This window comes from Nonomuraea guangzhouensis, assembly GCF_019396345.1.
Lineage (GTDB): Bacteria > Actinomycetota > Actinomycetes > Streptosporangiales > Streptosporangiaceae > Nonomuraea > Nonomuraea guangzhouensis.
Window position 1 is genome coordinate 23,030 of sequence record NZ_JAHKRM010000006.1, and the last position, 17,259, is coordinate 40,288.

Sequence of the window (17,259 nt, forward strand, 5' to 3'; positions counted from 1 at the left end):
CCGGGAAATGGTCCACCTCTAAGCTCTGTCGGGTGACAATTTGGGAGGCCGTCGCGGTGTTCGCGGCCGGGATCGCGGCCGGAGCCATCAACGCGGTGGTCGGATCGGGCTCGCTGGTCACCTTTCCCGCACTCGTGGCAGTCGGCATCGACCCGGTTGTGGCGAACGTCTCGAACAACATCGGCCTGGTTCCCGGCTCCTTCACCGGCGCGTACGGCTACCGCGCAGAGCTGACCGGGCAGCGCGAACGGCTGCTGCGCCTCGGGCCCGCCTCGGCGATCGGATCGCTGATCGGCGGGATCCTGCTGCTGTTCCTCGACCCGAGTGTCTTCAAGGTCGTGGTCCCGGTGCTGATCGGGCTGTCCTGCGTGCTGGTCGTGGTGCAGCCCAAGCTCAGCGGGTGGCTGTCGGCCCGGCGCGAGGAGGCCGATCCCCACGGCGGCGTGGTGCTCTGGCTGGGCGTGCTGGGGGCGGGGATCTACGGCGGCTACTTCGGCGCGGCGCAGGGCGTGCTGCTGATCGGGCTGCTCGGCAGCTTCCTGACCGAACCCCTGCAGCGGGTGAACGCGGCCAAGAACGTCCTGGCGCTGATCGTCAACGGGACCGCGGCCGTGCTGTTCATCCTCATCGCGCACGTGGACTGGTGGGCGGTGCTGGCGGTGGCGGTGGGTGCCACGGTGGGTGGGTTCATCGGGGGCACGTTCGGGCGTCGCATCCCGGCTCCGGTGCTGCGGGGGATCATCGTGTGCGTGGGAATCGTGGCGATTATCAAACTAGTGTACGGATAAATACCCGGCATTCTGGGTATAAATCCGTACATGAAGGGTGATCGGGTCGAGATCGTCATCGATGCGGGCGGCTCCCCGCGCACCTACGAGATCATCGCCACCCGCGCGGGTCGCCGCGTCGAGGTGGCCACCGGGCGCGGGGTGGTCGAGGTCAGTGAGGTGACCAGGAGCGGCACGGCGGTACGCACCGCGCGATTCATGTCCAGCCGCATCCTGGCCCTGGTGGAACACCCCGCCGACGAAAGCTGAACCGGCGCGCGTGGACCGTCAGCTGAAGTCGGCCACGTGGTCGGCGGCCCACTCGCGGAACGTCAGCGCGGGCCGGCCGAGCAGCTTCGGCACCGTGTCCGTGATCCGCTCCGGCGTGTCCACGAACGCTCCCCAGCCCGCGAGCGCGCCGTCGACGAACCGCGCGTCGCCCCACGCGGCCAGCAACTGCTCGCGGGCGGCCGCCAGTGGCAGCTCCGCCCACCGCACCTCGCGTCCGACCACCTCGCCGATGATCCGCGCCTGCTCGGCCTGTGACAGCTGATCGGGCCCGCTGAGGGCGTACCTGGCCCCGCCGTGCCCGGCCGAGGTGAGCACGTGCACGGCCACGGCCGCGATGTCCTTCTCGTGGATCAGCGCCCGGCGCGCCTCCCCGTACGGCCAGTGCACCACGCCCTGCCGGATCTGGTCGGCCCAACCGAGTGTGTTGGCCGCGAATCCGCCGGGCCGCAGGAACGTCCAGCTCATCCGGGTATGCCGGATCAGCCGTTCCACCTCCTGATGGAACAGCGTCGCCTCCTCCCCGTCGGCCAGATCCTCGACGTCGGCCGACAGGTAGACGACGCGGCGCGCGTGGGCGGCGATGGCCTTCACCACGGGTGCGGCGGTCTCGGCCGCGAAGCCGGGCCAGATCAGGAAGACGGACTCGACGTCCTTCAGCGCCGGTTCCAGGGTCTCGGGGACGGTCAGATCGCCCTTGACCGCCTCGACGCCTTCGGGCAGCTGCGCCCGGCCGGGGTCGCGGACCAGGGCGCGGACCGGGAGGCCCGCCCCGGCCAGTTGGGAGACGACGTGCTTACCTACGTTGCCGGTCGCTCCGGTCACCAGAATTGTGCTCATGGTCGGACCGTAGAACTTAAACCAATGTTCAGGTCAAGCTCGGCCGTACCTGGATCGTGCCGTCGCTCCGGATCCGGGTCTCGAAGGTGGGCGCGGGCGCGGTCGCGGGACCATGCTTGACGGAGCCGTCGGCCAGCCGGAACGTGCTGCCGTGCCAGGGGCAGACCACGCACGTCTCGCCGTTCTCCACGACGAGCCGACCCTGGTGGAGTGGGCCCGCGAGGTGTGAGCACCGGTCGGCGAGCACGGTGACGCCCTCGGCGTGCCGCAGCACGAACAGTTGAATGTAGCCGAGTCGCCGCGACACGGGACGGCCCTTGGGCAGGTCGTTGACCAGGCACAGGTCGTGCCAGCCCAGCGGCACGAGATGGGTGACCTGGGGCGCGTGGTTGGCGCCCGCCGCCTGCCGGTAGGCCAGATGCCCGCCCAGGTAGGCGCCGAGGCTGCCGGCGCTGAGCCCGGCTACGGTCAGCACCTTGCCGGCGCGTTCGTCCCCGCGCAGCCGGGCCAGCAGCGAGGCGGAGAGGAGCCCGAGCGCGGTCACGTTGGCCAGCATGTGTACGAACCCGACGCGCTGCTGCTCGCGGTGGAGCGACGACCAGTCGGTCAGGCCGGCGGCCGCGGTCGGCAACGCGCTGCCGAGGCCCGTGGCCAGCAGCAGCCGCGCGGCCCGGGGGTCGGCGTCGGTCCAGTCGAGCACCGCGGTGGACATCCAGCAGCCCAGGCTGAAGGTCGCGAGCGGCGGATGCAGCGGTTTGCCCGTGGGCACGCCGTGCAGCCAGTCGCGCAGCCGTCCCGGCCGGATCCGGTCGCGTACGGCCTTGGCCAGCACCCGGATCGGCCGGTCCATGGCCTTGGACCGCTCAAGCCGGTCGGCCAGATCGACCGGCCCCGCGAAACGCCGCAAATACCGCCGGTTAGCTCGCACTATCTCTTTCACGACAAGTCCCCTACCCCGGGCATGAGGGCATCACTCGGACAGGTGCCCCCTGGCGATGGAGAGCTCGACCAGCTCCAGCGCGTACGCCCCGAGCGACGGCGAGCCGTCCTCGATGAGCCGCACCTTCTCCTTGACCTGCGCGGCCGTCACCTTGAACAGCGACCAGGTGCCGCCCTCGGTGTGGTGGTTGGCCAGGATCGGCGCGAAACGGTCGAGCGCCCTGGCGAACCTCGCCTCCCGCGTCTCCCGAGCCTCGAACTCATCCCAGAGCGCCCGCATCCCCGCCCCCTGCTCGCCCGGGAGCAGCGCGAAGATGCGGTCGGCGGCGGCCCGCTCCGTGTCGGGCTGGGCGGCCACCGCGGCCGTGTCGTAGACGAACGTGTCACCGGCGTCGATCTCGACCAGGTCGTGCACGAGCAGCATCGACACCACCCGCTGGATGTCGGTCCCCGGTGGCGCGTGTTCGCCCAGGACCATGGCCAGCATGCCTACGTACCAGGAGTGCTCTGCGTCGTTCTCTCGCCGTGAGCCGTCCATGAGATGGTTGCGGCGGATGATCCGCTTTAACTTGTCGATCTCGACGGCGAAGGCGATCTGGGCGGTCAGGCGGTCCTCTTCTGGTGCGATAGTCACGCGCGACACCCTAATGTGCGGTGATCACACTGGTTGGCAGAATTGTCACGGGAACCCCATTGAACACGGCATTACCTGACGGAACGTCGATCGCCGACTCATCGGTCAGCTCGTTCGCGCTGACACCCGCGTGCTCGGCGGCGACCGTCTGAGCGCTGCCCCCGTGTCCCCAGCCATGGGGCAGGCTGACCACGCCCGGCATGATCGTGTCGGTGGGTTCGAGCGGCACCCTGAGCTCGCCCTTGGCCGAGCGGATCAGGGCCTCGCCGTCCAGTCCGAGCCGGGCCACGTCGGCCGGGTTGATCTGGAGCGTGCAGGTGTTGCTGCCGCCGACCAGCGAACCCACGTTGTGCAGCCAGCTGTTGTTGGAGCGCAGATGGCGCCGCCCGATCAGGACGATCTCCGGCGGCTCCTGCTCCAGCCCGGCGCGCAGCCGCTCGACGTCCTCGATGAGCTGCGGCGGCGCGAGCTCGATCACCCCGGAAGCGGTCCTGAGCACCTCGGCCAGCCGGGGCTCCAGCGGCCCGAGATCCAGTCCGTGCGGGTTGTCGAGCAGCTTGCGCAGCGACAGGTCGCCCTTGCCCGCCCACTCGCCGTACGGGCCCAGCTTGAGCATCAGGTCGAGCCGGAGCTCGGCCCCCGAATCGCCGTCGAGCGCGGCCCGCAGCTCGGCCACGTCCCGCCCCTCCACCCCGGAGCCCGGCAGGTCGACGGCCTTGCGCAGCATCTGGTCGATGACGAACTCGTCGAGATCGCCGTCCAGCCCGGAGGCGATCATGGTGAGCCTGGCCAGGATCTGCGCCTCCGACGGCTGCCCGTCCAGCGGCAGCAGCGGGCGCGAGTATCGGGTGTAGTTGCGTACCGCGAAATTGAGCAGGGCGAAGTCGTAGTGCCCCGACTGGAGCGCCCGCGGCGGCGGCAGGATGACGTTCGCGTGCTTGGTGGTCTCGTTCAGGTACGGGTCGACGCTGACCATGAAGTCGAGCCGCCCGAAGGCCGCGTCGAGCCGGGCGCCGTGCGGCGCCGAGAGCACCGGATTGCCCGCCACGGTGACCAGGAACCGGATCTGCCCGTCGCCGGGCGTCTCGATCTCGTCGGCGAGCGTGGCGACCGGCAGCTCGCCGTTCGCCTCGGGCAGGCCCCTGACGCGGCTCTTCCACCGGCCCAGTGTGTACGGCCTGCGGGCCAGGCCGAACTCGGTGGCGGGTTTGGCGAACATGGCGCCGCCGGGCCGGTCGAGGTTGCCGGTGAGCACGTTGAGCACGTCCACCAGCCACTGGGCCAGCGTGCCGAACTCGGCCGTACAGGTGCCGATCCTGGCATAGACGGCCGCCGTCCTGGCCGCCGCCAGCTCCCTGGCCAGCCGGACGATCACCTCGGCGGGCACGCCCGTGCGGCGGGAGACCACGTCGGGCGGGAAGTGCTTGGCCGCCTCGCGTACCTCGTCCAGGCCGTTGACCTCGTGCGCCACCGTGGTCAGGTCCTCGGCGAAGAGCGTGTGCGCGATCCCGAAGAGCAGGTAGGCGTCGGTGCCCGGCCGGACGAACACGTGCTCGTCGGCCAGTCCGGCGGTCCTGGTGCGGCGCGGATCGACCACCACCAGCCGGCCGCCGCGAGCGCGCAGCGCCTTGAGCCGGCCCGGGAAGTCGGGCGCGGTGCACAGCGAGCCGTTGGACTCCAGCGGGTTGGCGCCCAGCATGAGCAGGTAGTCGGTGCGGTCGAGGTCCGGCACCGGGACGGCGAGCGGATGGCCGAACATCAGCCCGCTGGCCACGTGCTTGGGCATCTGGTCGGCGGTGCTGGCCGAGAAGATGTTGCGGGTGCCGAGGGACTTGAGCAGCGGCGTGCCGTAGAGCTGGCCCGCCATGTTGTGCACGTTCGGGTTGCCGAGATAGACGCCGACCGACTGGCGGCCGTGCCGCTCCGTGACCTGATCGAGGCCCTGCTTGACGGCGGCGAACGCCTCGTCCCAGCCGACCTCGCGCCAGAGCTCGCCCTCCCTGATCAGCGGCTTGCGCAGCCGGTCGGGGTCCTCGTCCAGGCGGCCCAGACTGGCGCCCTTGGGGCAGATGAAGCCCTTGCTGAACGGGTCTTCCTTGTCGCCCCGCACGCTCGTCACGTGGCCGCCCTCGTCGAGGGTGAGTGTCAGGCCGCAGACGGCTTCGCACAGGGGGCAGGTGCGGTGGACGGTCGACGTCATCTCTCGGCTCCTGAGTTCGTCAGTTGAACTCATCTTGGCCCGTACGGCACGCATGGGGAAGCCCCGGAGCCCCCGCGGTCTCCGGGGCTTGCACTGGAGAGCACCTCAGGCCCGAGGCGCTCCCCAGGTCATCGGCGGGCCGTCAGCCGACCTGCGGAAGCGCGTACGGCCTGGCCAGATCAGGGGGCTCCTCAAGATCGCTGCGCAAGGCGACCCAGGCATGGCCGTAGAGCCGGGCGAGCCCGGGGGAGGCCGCGCCGGGCAGCTCGTCACGCCGGACGACCTCAACGATCAGCAGGTGCGCCCATTTGCGGTGCCGGTAGACGTTGGCGCTCCTGGCCCAGCAAGCCGCCGCGATCTCCTCGGCGTAAGCCTCGAACTCCGCGGCGGAGATGCCCGCCCTGGTCATGACGAGGGCCTTCTCACCCGTGCGGGTGGGGGTGATCCACAACACCAGCGGGATCCGACCCGCCCGGGTGTGCATCGTGGTCTCCAGGCAGGTCTTCTGCAGCCGGTGCCGGGTTGCCACGCACCAGAAGTGCGCCGCCACCCAGTTGCGGCCGGTCCTGGTCACCGCCGGCACGGAGACCGCGCTGGTCAGCATGATGAACGGCCACCACCGGCCCTGCTGGGTGGCGCCCAGCAGCGTCAGCACGAACAGGGTGAGCGCCCCGATCAGCAGCAGCTCGGTGCGGATCCGCCACAGCCTGGCGAGCAGTCCGGAACCGGCGGCCGGCAGGTCCTCGTTGGCCGGGTAGATCTGGTTACGTGGGTTCCTCGACATCTCAGGACACCTCCTCGGCGATGCGGGAGGGAACCTTGAGCTGGTCGAACCGGGGGTCGCGGTAGCGACGTGCCCCGAATCCGGCCTTGGCGACGGTCCAGCCGCGCCGGTACGCGAACTCGTCCGGCTCCATGCAGATCTCTCGATCCGCCCAAGCGATGAGTTCCTGGATCCGGGTCTTGATTCGGCTGAGTCCCTTGGTACCTTGTGAGTACATAGAACACCTCTTTCGCGGCATTACTCGAGGTGGGTTCTTGCGCCGGATCGCAGGCTGATGACCGGTGTCGCCGCAGGGTGGCAGCCCTTTTGAGCGGCAATGAGGTGGTCAGCCTGGATTCGGCTTTTCTGTGGTGCTCCGTGCTCGAATGAGCGACATTCGTGGCGGTCGATCAGATGAATGCGCGGTCCTTCCGGCAAGCGGCCTCCCTGGGGCAGAGATTCAGATCCGGGACGGCGACGTTGCCGGTGGTGCGGCCCGCGTGGCCGCCAGCGATCAGAAGCGGTAGGCCCGGTGTGTTCGGCCGTGTGGTCATCTCGGCCTCCCATCCGTCGGCAACCTTCCAGGGCTCGATCGTCTCTCCCAGACCGGCCTGGTGCAATACATTCAGCAAGAGAAGATTTTGTTTTCTTGGTCCTTGCTTGAAGTTTGTGGTGCATCTGTTGATGCAACTTGCACGCCACCTATCACGTGCCCCTGGGACCAGAGCGCACGAGGGGGACCCGCCATCTGCCTGCCGCCCCTGGTCGAGCCCCTCTTGCACCTTGCGCTCACTACGTGAAACCCTTATGGCAAGCCTCATCGGCAATGCTCGTGCAAGTTGCAGTGTAAGATTGACCGAACGGCCAAACGGCCTTTCCCGTTACACCTTCATTCCCGACGAGGAGAGTGGACGGTGCCATCGCAGCAGGGCAGTCCGACTGTTCGCAGGCTCAGACTCGGTCAGGAGCTCCGTCTCCTACGCGAACGAAAGAAGCTGACGGGGGCCAGGGCGGCCAAGGATCTGGGCTGGAGCGCCAGCAAGATCAGCCGGATCGAAGCGGCCAAGACTGTGCCAAGCGCCGAGGACATCAAGGCACTGGCAGAGCTCTACAAGATCGACAGTGGTAAACGTGACGAACTCTTCGCCCTGCTGAGGGATGCGGATCAGCGTGGGTGGTGGGAAGATTACGAAGACGCCCTACCTGAGGAATACACAAGATTCCTCGGGTTGGAGGCGGAGGCGACATTCCAGCGCAACTGGGAACCCCAGATCGTGCCTGGTCTCCTCCAGACTGAGGACTATGCACGGGAGGTCGTCCTCTCCGTCCGCGGCATCTCGCGCATCACGCACAGCGGTGTCCGGAGCCGGGTCGAGGCGCGCATGGATCGGCAGCAGCGGGTTTTGCACCGTCCGCAGCCGTCCCAGCTGTGCTTCGTGCTCGATGAGCCGGCTCTGATGCGCCGATTCGGTGAGCCCTCGGTCATGCGGGAGCAGATGGAGCATCTCCTGGAGATGTCGCTGCTGCCGCACGTCAGCGTGCAAGTGCTGGTGATGGATGCGCTGCACCCCGTCAACACGGGGGCTTTCATCCATCTGAAGTTCGCGGAATTCGACGATGTTGTATATCTGGAGCAGCTCTACACTGCTCACTTCGTCGATGATCTCGAACGAGTGGCTGGATATGAGGAAGCCTTCGACTACATCAAGTCCCAGGCGCTGGACGAGGACGAGTCACGTGTGCTCATCCAGCGCAAGGCGATGATGTGGCGAGGCTAGCGCCAAAGATCACAACAAGGGGCAACGGTGCCCCTTTCGCCCGTTTGGGGAGAAAATGTACATCGATCCCGTGGCAGCGACCTGGCAGAAGAGCAGCTTCTGCAACGGTGCTAGCAGCTGCGTCGAAGTCGCGCCGCTTGCCGACGGAAACGTCGCCTTGCGAGACGGCAAGGAGCAGGACGGTCCTGTCCTGGTCTTCACGCCGAGTGAGTGGGCCGCCTTCACGGCCGGGGTTCGTGACGGCGAGTTCGACCTGACCTCGCTTGCCGCTACCGCGTCATGAATAACGGCCCTGGCAGGTTGCTGACACAACACCATCAGGGCCGCCGCGACTCCAGCTCGTCATCTTTCGCGAGAACCGAAGATCCACATATCTTGGCCTGAAGTGCGTTGGAGATCAACTAACGACTCGCCTGTTCGACGCAGAGAATCAGGCTCCATTTGGACCGCCCCCCAACAGGCTCAATGTGAAGCTGCCCGCGCCCCCATGAGGGACGCGGGCAGTTTCAGTGCTCGGTGTCAGGCCAGGTTGAGGCCGCGGGCGACGCCCTGACCGAGGTCCTTGTGGATGTTGCTCCAATACTCCACGACCCGCTGCTTCATGTCCGAGGTGACCTCGGGGGCCGAGGCGTGGCCGACGATGTTGCTCACCAGGTGCTCGCGGTCCGTCTCGGACAGCACGTTCTCCCAGAGGGCGCGCGGCTGGACATAGTCGTCGTCCTCGGCGTGCTTCCGGACGCGCTATGCACTAAACCTGAACGATTCAACTAAAGGAATGCTGCAAGCTTCAGCTCACGCCGCCGCGCCGTACCAGGAAGATCGAGCTCAACCCGGCCAGCACGGCCAGCGCCGCGAGCGCCACGGCGGTCACCATCGAGGCGGACCCGGTGCCGCCGCCCTGGCTCAGGGAGATGAACAGCGTGCCCACCGTCGAGACGCCGATCACCTGGCCGAGCTGCATCACGGTGAGGAGCGCCCCGCTCGCGTCCGCGGCGTAGACGTCGTCGACGTGGGTGGTGGCCAGGTTGGTCACCGCGACCTGCACGCCGAGCCCGGCGCCGATGAGCGCGCTCATGGCCGCGTACGCCACACCGCCTCCGGCGGCGAGCCCGAGACCCACGTAGGCGGGTGCGGCCACGACGTAACCGAAGGGCACGAACGAGCGCTGGCGGCGGGCCGGCAGCAGCGGCCAGGCGAGCCCCACGAGTGCGAACGCCAGCGCGCACGGCACCAGCATCATGCCCGAGGCCAGCGGCGACAGCTTCAGGTCGCCCTGCAGGTGCAGCGCCGAGGTGAACAGGAACGCGCCCCAGGTGGCAGGCCCGAGGAGCAGCACGGCGAGCCCCGGCCGCATGCCGGGGGCGCGCAGCACGCGCGCGTTCACCAGCGGGCGCCCGCCGCGGTTCGTCACCCAGCGCTCAACCCGGACGAACACCACGAAGAGCACCACGCTCAGCGCCATGGAGGCCCAGCCCCACAACGGCCAGCCGAGATCCCTGCCGAGCACGAGCGGGACCACGAACAGCAACACGGCGGCCGACAGGCTCACCAGACCCCACGGGTCGAGCCCGCCCTGGCCGCTGCCCTGGTCGGCGGGGAGCACGCGCAGGCCCGCGATCAACAGCAGGACGCCGATCGGCACCAGGACGAGGAAGACGATCCGCCAGCCGGCGCCGAGCCCGAGCAGAATCCCGCCGAGCGCCTGGCCGACCACGATGCCGCCGCTCACCACCGCCGACCACAAGCCCAGCGCCCGGCCCCTGGCCGCGCCCTGGTAGTTGTGCTGGATCAGCGTCATGACCTGGGGCATCATCAGCGCGGCCCCGGCGCCCTGGGCCAGCCGGGCGGCGACCAGCGTGCCGGTCGTGGGCGCGAGCCCCGCCCCCAGCGTGGTGAGGGTGAACAAGGCGAGCCCGATGAGAAAGGCCCGGCGATAGCCGAACAGGTCGCCGAGCCTGGCACCAGTGATCAACAGGACGGCGTAGACAATGGTGTAGCCGGCGACGATCATCTGCAGCCCGGCACCGGATGAGTGCAGATCGGCCTCGATGGTCGGGGTGGCCACGTTGACGATGTTGACGTTCAGGATGGCCAGGAACTGCCCCACGAGGATGACCGCCAGGAGCAGCCCGCTGGCCTTGCTCTTCTCCGGCTGGTGAACCGGCGCAGGGGGAGCAAGGGGAGCAGATTGGGTCATAGGTTAAGTGTGGCGCCAATCCAGTACCAGTAACGAGAGCCCCTTTATACTGGTATTAATGCTACCTGGATGGCTGACGCCCGCTCTCCCATAGTTGAGGAGTGACCGTGACAGAAGCAAGGCGCTCCGACCTGTCGGCATTCCTCCGCACCCGGCGCGAGCGGATCACCCCCGAGATGGTCGATCTGGCGCCGGGGCCCCGCAGGCGCACGCCCGGCCTGCGTCGCGAGGAGGTCGCCCAGCTCGCCGGGGTGGGCGTCACCTGGTACACGTGGCTGGAGCAGGGGCGGCCGATCAACGCCAGCAGTCAGGTGCTCGACGCGATCTCGCGCACGCTCCAGCTCGACACCGCCGAGCGGCAGCACCTCTACCGGCTCGCGGGCCAGTCGGGCACGCCCATCCTCGACGGCTCCACGCCGGTGACGCCGGAGATGCAGGCCATACTCGACCAGCTCGGCGCGATGCCGGCGAACATCACGAACAGCCGCTACGACGTGCTGGCCTGGAACTCCGCCTACGCGACGATCTTCCCCGAGATCGTGGGCGCGGCGGAATGCGAGCGCAACTCGCTCTGGCAGACGTTCGTCAGCGCGTCGTGGACGACCATGCTCGTCGATCGCGACCAGGAGTTGGCCCGCGCCGTCGCCGTTTTCAGGGGTGCCTACAGCCGCCACTCCGACGACCCGTGCTGGCAGGACTTCGCCCGGCGGCTCGCCGCCGAGAGCGCCGAGTTCGCCCGGCTCTGGGCCCGGCAGGACGTGGCCGAGCCCGGGCCGCGGGTGAAGACGTACGAGCACCGGCAGATGGGCCGGATCAGCTTCAGGACGACGAGTTTCAACCTCTCGTCGGCGCCGGAGACCCGCATGATCGTCTACACGCCGCTGGACGAGGGGTGCCTCGATGTCATGACTCGTCTTATGACCGAAGGTCAGCGCCCCTGAATCACTGTGGTTCATCCGCTCATGCCATGCTCGATGGCTGATAGTCAGGATCGAGCGGAAGCGACCGCACATGAGACTCCCCCGCCCCCTGTTCTCCGCGCCTCTCGTCGTCACACTGGCCGCCGTCGCCGCATGCACGGCGGCCGAGCCGGAGCAGCCGCCGAAGACCGAACAGGCGGCGGAGAAGCCGAAGGAGGCAACGGGCAAGGCGAAGGAGACGACGGTCTCCGAGACCCCGGCCCGGCGGCCGTACACGATCTCGTTCGGTGGGGACGTGCACTTCGAGGGTGGCCTGCGCAACAGGCTCGCCGCGCCGCGCACGGCGCTCGGGCCGATCGCGCAGGTGCTGAGCAAGGCCGACCTCGCGATGGTCAACCTGGAGACGGCGATCACGACCGGCGGTACGCCCGCGCCCGGCAAGGATTACACCTTCAGGGCGCCCGCCACGGCGTTCGCCGCGCTGAAGGCCGCTGGGGTCGACGTGGCGTCGATGGCCAACAACCACGGCATGGACTACATGGAGACCGGGCTCGCCGACTCGCTGGCGGCGATCAAGCAGAGCAAGTTCCCGATCGTGGGCATCGGGGCGAACGCCACGCAGGCCTACAAACCCTTCAGGAAGACCGTCAACGGCAACCGGGTCTCCATCATCGGCGCCACGCAGGTGCTCGACGCCGAGTTCATCCAGGCGTGGACGGCGACGCCCAACAAGGGCGGGCTCGCGTCGGCCAAGGACGAGGATCGCCTGCTCCAGGCCGTACGGCAGGCGCGCAAGAACTCCGACACCGTCATCGTGCACCTGCACTGGGGCACCGAGATGCAGAAGTGCCCCAATCCGGCGCAGCTGGCGCTCGGCCCGAAGCTGGTCAAGGCGGGCGCCGACGTGGTGGTCGGCGGGCATGCGCACATCCTGCTCGGCGCCGGGTACATCGGCAACGGGTACATCAGCTACGGCTTGGGCAACTTCGTCTTCTACAACTCCAAGCCCGGCACCACCGGCAAGACCGGCGTGCTGACCCTCACCATCAAGGGCCGCAAGGTGCTCAAGGACCAGTGGACCCCGGCCACGATCCAGGGGGGAGTACCGATCCCCATGACGGGCACGGCCAAGACACAGGCGGTGGCCGACTGGAGGGCCCTGCGGTCCTGTACGGGTCTGGCCGCCCGCCCTTGACGACGGTTATCATTGGACAATCTGTCCAATAGGAGGTCGCGATGCGCTGGGTCGAGTCCGATGACGTACGGCTGGCGGTCTTCGAGGAAGGCGACCCCGGCGACCCCACGATCCTGCTCGTCCACGGCTACCCGGACACGCACCGGGTCTGGGACGAGGTCGCCGAGCGGCTGCGCGACCGCTTCCACGTGGTCCGCTACGACGTACGCGGCGCGGGCTCCTCGACGGCCCCGCGCCACACCCGCGACTACGCCCTCGACCGGCTCGCGGCCGACCTGACGGCGGTGCTCGACGCGATCGGCAAGCCGCGGGTCCATCTGGTGGGGCACGACTGGGGTTCGCTGCAGGGCTGGGACGCCGTGAGCCGGCCCGGCCTCCGCGACCGGGTGGCCTCCTTCACCAGCTTCGGCGGTCCGGGTCTCGCGCAGTGGCGCCACTTCATGAGGTACGGCCGGCGGCGCGACGTGCTGGCACAGCGGGCCAGATCCTGGTACATCGGCGTCTTCCAGCTTCCGGTGCTGCCCGAGGTGGCTTGGAGCACGTTCATGCCGCGGGTCCTGGAACGGACGATGCGCTTGAACGAGGGCATCGAGCCCAGACCGGGCCATCCCGCCGACACGCTGGTCAGTGACGCCCGCAACGGTCTGCGGCTCTACCGCGCCAACATGGCCGACCGGCCTGCCGGTGACGCGTCCGACCGGTCCGCGAGTGACGCGTCCGACCGGTCCGCGAGTGACGCGTCCGACCGGCCCCGTGACGACGGCGTCGGCCGTGGTGACGGGCCGACCGTCGCCGTGCCGGTCCAGCTCATCGAGCCGACGCGGGACCCGTTCGTCACCCCGGCGTTGCTGGCCTCCCTCGGGCAGTGGGTGCCGAGGTTCTGGCACCGCAAGATCGCGGCCGGTCACTGGGCGCAGCGCAGTCATCCCGAGGTCATCGCCAGGATGATCGCCGAGTTCGCCACCCACACCGACGGCGGCGCGCCCACCAGAAGCCTGCGCGGAGCACGCGTCGAGGAGGGACAGAAGGCCTTCCACGGGCAACTGGTGGTGATCACCGGCGCGGGCAGCGGCATCGGGCGGGCCACCGCACGCGCCTTCGCGGCGCACGGGGCCGAGGTCGTCTGCGCGGACCTCGATCTCGAAGCGGCGACGCGCACGGCCGACGGCATCGCCAAGGACCTCGGTGGTACGGCCCACGCCGTACGGGTCGATGTCGCCGACACCACCCAGATGGAAGACTTCGCCGGAAATATCCGCGCTGAGTATGGAGTGCCGGCCATTGTGGTGAACAATGCCGGGATTGCGGTCAGCGGGCCGTTCCTCGACCACTCGGTCGACGACTGGCGCCGGACCCTCGACGTCAACCTGTGGGGCGTCATCCACGGCTGCCGCCTGTTCGCCGCTCAGATGGTCGAGCGGGGGGAAGGCGGCCATATCGTCAACATCGCCTCGCTGGCCGCGTTCGTACCGTCGCGGCTGCTGCCCGCCTATTCCACCTCGAAGGCGGCCGTGAAGATGCTGAGCGACTGCCTCAGAGCGGAAGTCGCCGCGCAGGGCATCGGGGTCACCGTGATATGTCCTGGTTTCGTGTCCACGCCCATCGCGCGCAACGCCACGTACGTCGGGCCGGACATCAGGGAGACGGCCGAACAGCGGCTCGCCCGCCGCGGCTACCCGCCCGAGCGCGTCGCCGCCCACATCCTGCGGGCCGTACACCGTGACCAGGCCGTCGTGCCGGTCAACGCGGAAGGGAAGATCGGCTACGCGCTGTCGAGAATCTCGCCGGGAACACTGCGGCGGCTGGCCCGAGTGACCGGCGTCACAGGAATTCCGCCATTCGCCAGGTAACGATCGTGCACTTGGGGGGAAGATGGAGCTCGTGTCCTCCCCGATGATTGAAGACGGCTGCGCGCCGCCCAAATCGCTCCGGCGACGGCCGACGCAGCGCCGCAGTGCCCGCCGCGTCGAGCGGATGCTCGACGCGTGCGCCGAGCTGCTCGACGAGATGGGCTACGAGGGTCTCTCCACCACCCGCATCGCCGAGCGAGCCGGCGTCGCGATCGGGTCGGTCTACCAGTTCTTTCCCGACAAGCGGGCCATCACGCAGGAGCTGACCAGGCGCAACGTCGAGCAGTTCGTCTCCCGGGTCGGCCGCAGGTTCCTCGAAGAGGACTATCGCGGCTGGTGGGAGGCGGTCGACGCGATCATCGACGAGTTCGTCGACATGCATCGGACCGTGCCCGGGTTCAGGAACCTGCGCTTCGGCGACGTGGTCGACCTCAACCTGCTCGACTCCGACTCCGACAACAACATGGTGATCGCCGGACGGCTGCGCGGGCTGCTGCTGAAGGAGTTCGGGCTGGCCGACAGCCAGGAGCTCGACCTGGCCGTGCTGGTCGCCGTCGAGGCGGGCGACGCGGTGCTGAAGCTGGCCTTCCGCCGCGATCCCGACGGGTCACCGGAGATCATCGAGGCGGCCAAGCAGCTGATCCGCGGCTTCCTGTCCCGCCAGCTCAAGTCCTGGTCCCCGTGAGGCTACTCGTTTTCGTGTAGCTCCTTGAGGAGTTCCGGGAGCCAGGCGGGAGTCGAGCCGTGCTGGCGCTGTGCCTGGTCGTTGGATTCCGGGACGAGCGCGGCGGGGGGTGGCTGGCGTAGCTGGGGCCGCGACGGGGCGGTGCCCGGCACGCACGGTGCCGGGAACGTCACCGGCCGTGCGTCACGCGCCTCCCTCGCCATCCTGGTGTGCAGTCTGGCCTCCAGCGCGTGGAGGTTTCGCTCAGCCGATTCGATGGCCTCCAGGCGGGCCGAAAGGTAGCCGACCGCCCCGGGAATCACGGCCGACAGCACGATGACGCAGACCAAGACGAAGGTCATCTGCTTGGACATGCCCATCGCGACTCCCTCCACTAGCGGACGAGCGCGACGGTTATATCCCCTCCGACCAGCACAGACACGCTGACTGTAGTCATACTTTAACGCTACGTTGCCGAACCCGTGCGAGATCCGCGATGTGCATTGACCGGGCAAAACCGCAAGCGGCTCGGTAGTCTCGCGGTGTGGCGCATGTGACCCGTGAGCACCTTGATCGCCTGCTAGAGCAGGCACTGCTGGCCGACGACCACGGTTCGCTGGCCAAGCGGCTGTACGACGTCGCGCTCGGCTATTCGTCGGGCGACGTTTCCAGGGCATCCATCCTGGTCCTGGCCGCTGAGGAATGGCGAGCGGCGGGACAACCCGCACGTGCGATGGAGTGCTTCCAGCGCGCGATGGAAGACGGTGGCGAGTCGAGCATCGACCCGCGAGCCGGCATAGCCGACACGCTCTTCGAGCTCGACAGACCGGACGAGGCAAGGGAGGTCATCGAGACCATCCGTGCGGAAGGCCGTGCCACCACGGCGACCGCTCACACGATCGCCGAGACCCTGGTCGCCTACGGTGACCTGAGGGCGGGGCACGAGTGGGCGACCCAGGCGGTGCTGGCCTGCGACGAGAACGACCCCGAGCAGGTGGCCCTGCTGCGCACCCGCTACCGCATCAGGGTGGACCTCGGCCTGCCGGAGGACGACCTGGACGCCCTGGTTTCCTGACGAGGGACGCCGTGGGCAGATGACGCGATCCGCCCGCCCGTAGGAGGGCGGCGCGGTCTGTCCTGCTGGGCGCATGGCGTGATCCGCAGGTGGGTTGCGCGGTCTGCCCCCGCTGGGCGGGTGGCGTAACTCTGAGGTGGCGCGCCCTGCTGGGCGGGTGGCGCAACCCGTGGGTGGTGGCGACGGCCCGTGGATGGGTGGCGCGATCCGCTCACTCGGGCGGGTCGCGCGAGCCGTTCCGTGGGTGAATGGCGTGAGCTGTGCGGTGGGCAGGGCGTGGGCGCGCGAGGCGTCAGTCCAGGGCCAGTCTCTGGATCAGTCCGTTGACGCCGTCGATGGCGGGGGCGCGATCGGGCACCTCCGGCAGTACGGGGTCGACGGTCTCGCGCTTCACCTGATCGACGGGCGGGAGCGCGTCGACAGGCCGGAGCGGGCCGCCGGACTGGAGCGGGCTGCCGGACTGGAGCGGGCCGACGGGAGACTCGGCCACGGTGCCCACTATGCGTGAGCCGGCCGCGGTCGCGTCGTCGGCCAGGTTGCCGGTGTGTGGCAGGTGCCGCGGCATGGGGAGGTCGGGTGCCTCCGCCAGCCTCGACACGTCCGCCAGGCCCGCCGTGCCGGGGATGCCGCCGGGGAGCGTCGAGGCGCCCGTGGTGGCGGCCATCCCGCCCTGGTCGGCGATGTTCATCACCGAACGGCCCGTCGCCAGACCGGCCACGCCGAGCCGGTCGGCCAGCCGCATCGCGGCCATGGACAGGCGGTCGCCGGCCGAGCCGCCCTGCGACCCGTCCAGCACCACGAGATCCGTGCTGTCGTCGCAGACACGGACCGTGGACGCGGACGACGTCACCTCCGCAGACGGCCCGGTGCAGCCATCCGAGGCATCGAAGGAGCTGCGGGCGGCTGCGGGACCCGCCGCCGTCCAGCTCACTGCCACGGTCAGCGTGGCCACCGCGAGGCGGAACTTCCGAGATGACACTGCACGTCCTCCTGCTTCGGCTTTCGGTGATGCGAAGAAGGCCGAAGCTAGCCACGACCGCCTCCGCCGCGGGCCGGCTTGCCGGAAGGGTGGCGCAACGCTTGACGACGAAGGGCCGCCGTTGACCGTGCCGTGAAGCGCCGGTGCCGTGAAGCGCCGGTGCCGTGAAG

Annotated in this window: 19 protein-coding genes and 1 pseudogene; 9 read left to right on the forward strand and 11 right to left on the reverse strand. The window is 68.9% G+C overall.

Going from position 1 to position 17,259, the window contains the following annotated elements; translation table 11 throughout:
- The first annotated feature begins 32 nt into the window (after nucleotides 1-32).
- Both KME78_RS12960 and KME78_RS12965 read left to right on the forward strand, forming a co-directional pair.
- The gene (locus KME78_RS12960; protein ID WP_219529109.1) at nucleotides 33-788 is read left to right on the forward strand and encodes a sulfite exporter TauE/SafE family protein; all 756 of its coding nucleotides are present in this window, start codon (nucleotides 33-35) and stop codon (nucleotides 786-788) included.
- 30 nt (nucleotides 789-818) lie between these two features.
- Nucleotides 819-1,037: a DUF8836 family protein gene (locus KME78_RS12965; RefSeq protein WP_219529110.1), complete on the forward strand. Its 219-nt coding sequence runs from the start codon at nucleotides 819-821 to the stop codon at nucleotides 1,035-1,037.
- Between the two features lie 18 nt (nucleotides 1,038-1,055).
- Here KME78_RS12965 and KME78_RS12970 read toward each other — a convergent pair whose 3' ends face one another.
- From KME78_RS12970 to KME78_RS13000, 7 genes are all read right to left on the reverse strand, one after another.
- Complete coding sequence (locus KME78_RS12970; RefSeq protein ID WP_219529111.1) at nucleotides 1,056-1,895, reverse strand: NAD(P)H-binding protein; 840 nt, start codon at nucleotides 1,893-1,895, stop codon at nucleotides 1,056-1,058.
- A 28-nt stretch (nucleotides 1,896-1,923) separates the two neighbouring features.
- Nucleotides 1,924-2,802 carry a Rieske (2Fe-2S) protein gene (locus KME78_RS12975; protein WP_246651023.1) on the reverse strand — a complete coding sequence of 293 codons (879 nt, stop codon included), beginning with the start codon at nucleotides 2,800-2,802 and terminating at the stop codon, nucleotides 1,924-1,926.
- Nucleotides 2,803-2,865: 63 nt separating this feature from the next.
- A complete protein-coding gene (locus KME78_RS12980; RefSeq protein ID WP_219529112.1) occupies nucleotides 2,866-3,477 on the reverse strand; it encodes an HD domain-containing protein in 612 nt (203 codons plus the stop codon).
- A gap of 1 nt (nucleotide 3,478) precedes the next feature.
- The gene (locus KME78_RS12985; RefSeq protein ID WP_219529113.1) at nucleotides 3,479-5,668 is read right to left on the reverse strand and encodes a molybdopterin-dependent oxidoreductase; all 2,190 of its coding nucleotides are present in this window, start codon (nucleotides 5,666-5,668) and stop codon (nucleotides 3,479-3,481) included.
- Nucleotides 5,669-5,810: 142 nt separating this feature from the next.
- On the reverse strand, nucleotides 5,811-6,452 hold the full coding sequence (locus KME78_RS12990) for a hypothetical protein (RefSeq protein ID WP_219529114.1): 642 nt from the start codon (nucleotides 6,450-6,452) through the stop codon (nucleotides 5,811-5,813).
- A gap of 1 nt (nucleotide 6,453) precedes the next feature.
- The gene (locus KME78_RS12995) at nucleotides 6,454-6,669 is read right to left on the reverse strand and encodes a hypothetical protein (RefSeq protein ID WP_219529115.1); all 216 of its coding nucleotides are present in this window, start codon (nucleotides 6,667-6,669) and stop codon (nucleotides 6,454-6,456) included.
- Between the two features lie 172 nt (nucleotides 6,670-6,841).
- A complete protein-coding gene (locus KME78_RS13000; RefSeq protein WP_219529116.1) occupies nucleotides 6,842-7,063 on the reverse strand; it encodes a hypothetical protein in 222 nt (73 codons plus the stop codon).
- 282 nt (nucleotides 7,064-7,345) lie between these two features.
- Between KME78_RS13000 and KME78_RS13005 the strand changes: the two genes are divergently transcribed.
- Nucleotides 7,346-8,209 carry a helix-turn-helix domain-containing protein gene (locus KME78_RS13005; protein ID WP_219529117.1) on the forward strand — a complete coding sequence of 288 codons (864 nt, stop codon included), beginning with the start codon at nucleotides 7,346-7,348 and terminating at the stop codon, nucleotides 8,207-8,209.
- 55 nt (nucleotides 8,210-8,264) lie between these two features.
- Nucleotides 8,265-8,492 (forward strand): DUF397 domain-containing protein, encoded by a 228-nt coding sequence (locus KME78_RS13010; protein ID WP_219529118.1) that lies wholly within the window; start codon nucleotides 8,265-8,267, stop codon nucleotides 8,490-8,492.
- A 236-nt stretch (nucleotides 8,493-8,728) separates the two neighbouring features.
- Here the strand turns inward: KME78_RS13010 and KME78_RS13015 are convergent.
- Both KME78_RS13015 and KME78_RS13020 read right to left on the reverse strand, forming a co-directional pair.
- A pseudogene (locus tag KME78_RS13015) lies at nucleotides 8,729-8,923 on the reverse strand (catalase-related domain-containing protein); the annotation flags it as partial.
- Nucleotides 8,924-8,996: 73 nt separating this feature from the next.
- A complete protein-coding gene (locus KME78_RS13020; protein ID WP_219529119.1) occupies nucleotides 8,997-10,406 on the reverse strand; it encodes an MFS transporter in 1,410 nt (469 codons plus the stop codon).
- 107 nt (nucleotides 10,407-10,513) lie between these two features.
- Here KME78_RS13020 and KME78_RS13025 point away from each other — a divergent pair, with 107 nt between their 5' ends.
- From KME78_RS13025 to KME78_RS13040, 4 genes are all read left to right on the forward strand, one after another.
- Nucleotides 10,514-11,347, forward strand: coding sequence for a helix-turn-helix transcriptional regulator (locus tag KME78_RS13025; protein ID WP_219529120.1), 834 nt, complete (start codon nucleotides 10,514-10,516; stop codon nucleotides 11,345-11,347).
- Nucleotides 11,348-11,417: 70 nt separating this feature from the next.
- Nucleotides 11,418-12,521, forward strand: coding sequence for a CapA family protein (locus KME78_RS13030; protein WP_219529121.1), 1,104 nt, complete (start codon nucleotides 11,418-11,420; stop codon nucleotides 12,519-12,521).
- 41 nt (nucleotides 12,522-12,562) lie between these two features.
- Complete coding sequence (locus tag KME78_RS13035) at nucleotides 12,563-14,371, forward strand: SDR family oxidoreductase (protein ID WP_219529122.1); 1,809 nt, start codon at nucleotides 12,563-12,565, stop codon at nucleotides 14,369-14,371.
- Between the two features lie 43 nt (nucleotides 14,372-14,414).
- A complete protein-coding gene (locus KME78_RS13040; RefSeq protein ID WP_219529509.1) occupies nucleotides 14,415-15,056 on the forward strand; it encodes a TetR/AcrR family transcriptional regulator in 642 nt (213 codons plus the stop codon).
- Nucleotides 15,057-15,058: 2 nt separating this feature from the next.
- Here the strand turns inward: KME78_RS13040 and KME78_RS13045 are convergent, their stop codons facing one another.
- Nucleotides 15,059-15,409 carry a hypothetical protein gene (locus tag KME78_RS13045; RefSeq protein ID WP_219529123.1) on the reverse strand — a complete coding sequence of 117 codons (351 nt, stop codon included), beginning with the start codon at nucleotides 15,407-15,409 and terminating at the stop codon, nucleotides 15,059-15,061.
- Nucleotides 15,410-15,579: 170 nt separating this feature from the next.
- On the opposite strand from KME78_RS13045, the gene KME78_RS13050 reads away from it, so the two are divergent.
- The gene (locus tag KME78_RS13050; protein WP_308126929.1) at nucleotides 15,580-16,110 is read left to right on the forward strand and encodes a tetratricopeptide repeat protein; all 531 of its coding nucleotides are present in this window, start codon (nucleotides 15,580-15,582) and stop codon (nucleotides 16,108-16,110) included.
- Between the two features lie 292 nt (nucleotides 16,111-16,402).
- Here the strand turns inward: KME78_RS13050 and KME78_RS13055 are convergent, their stop codons facing one another.
- Nucleotides 16,403-17,089, reverse strand: a complete 687-nt coding sequence (locus tag KME78_RS13055) for a hypothetical protein (RefSeq protein ID WP_219529124.1) — start codon at nucleotides 17,087-17,089, stop codon at nucleotides 16,403-16,405.
- Nucleotides 17,090-17,259 lie beyond the last annotated feature (170 nt).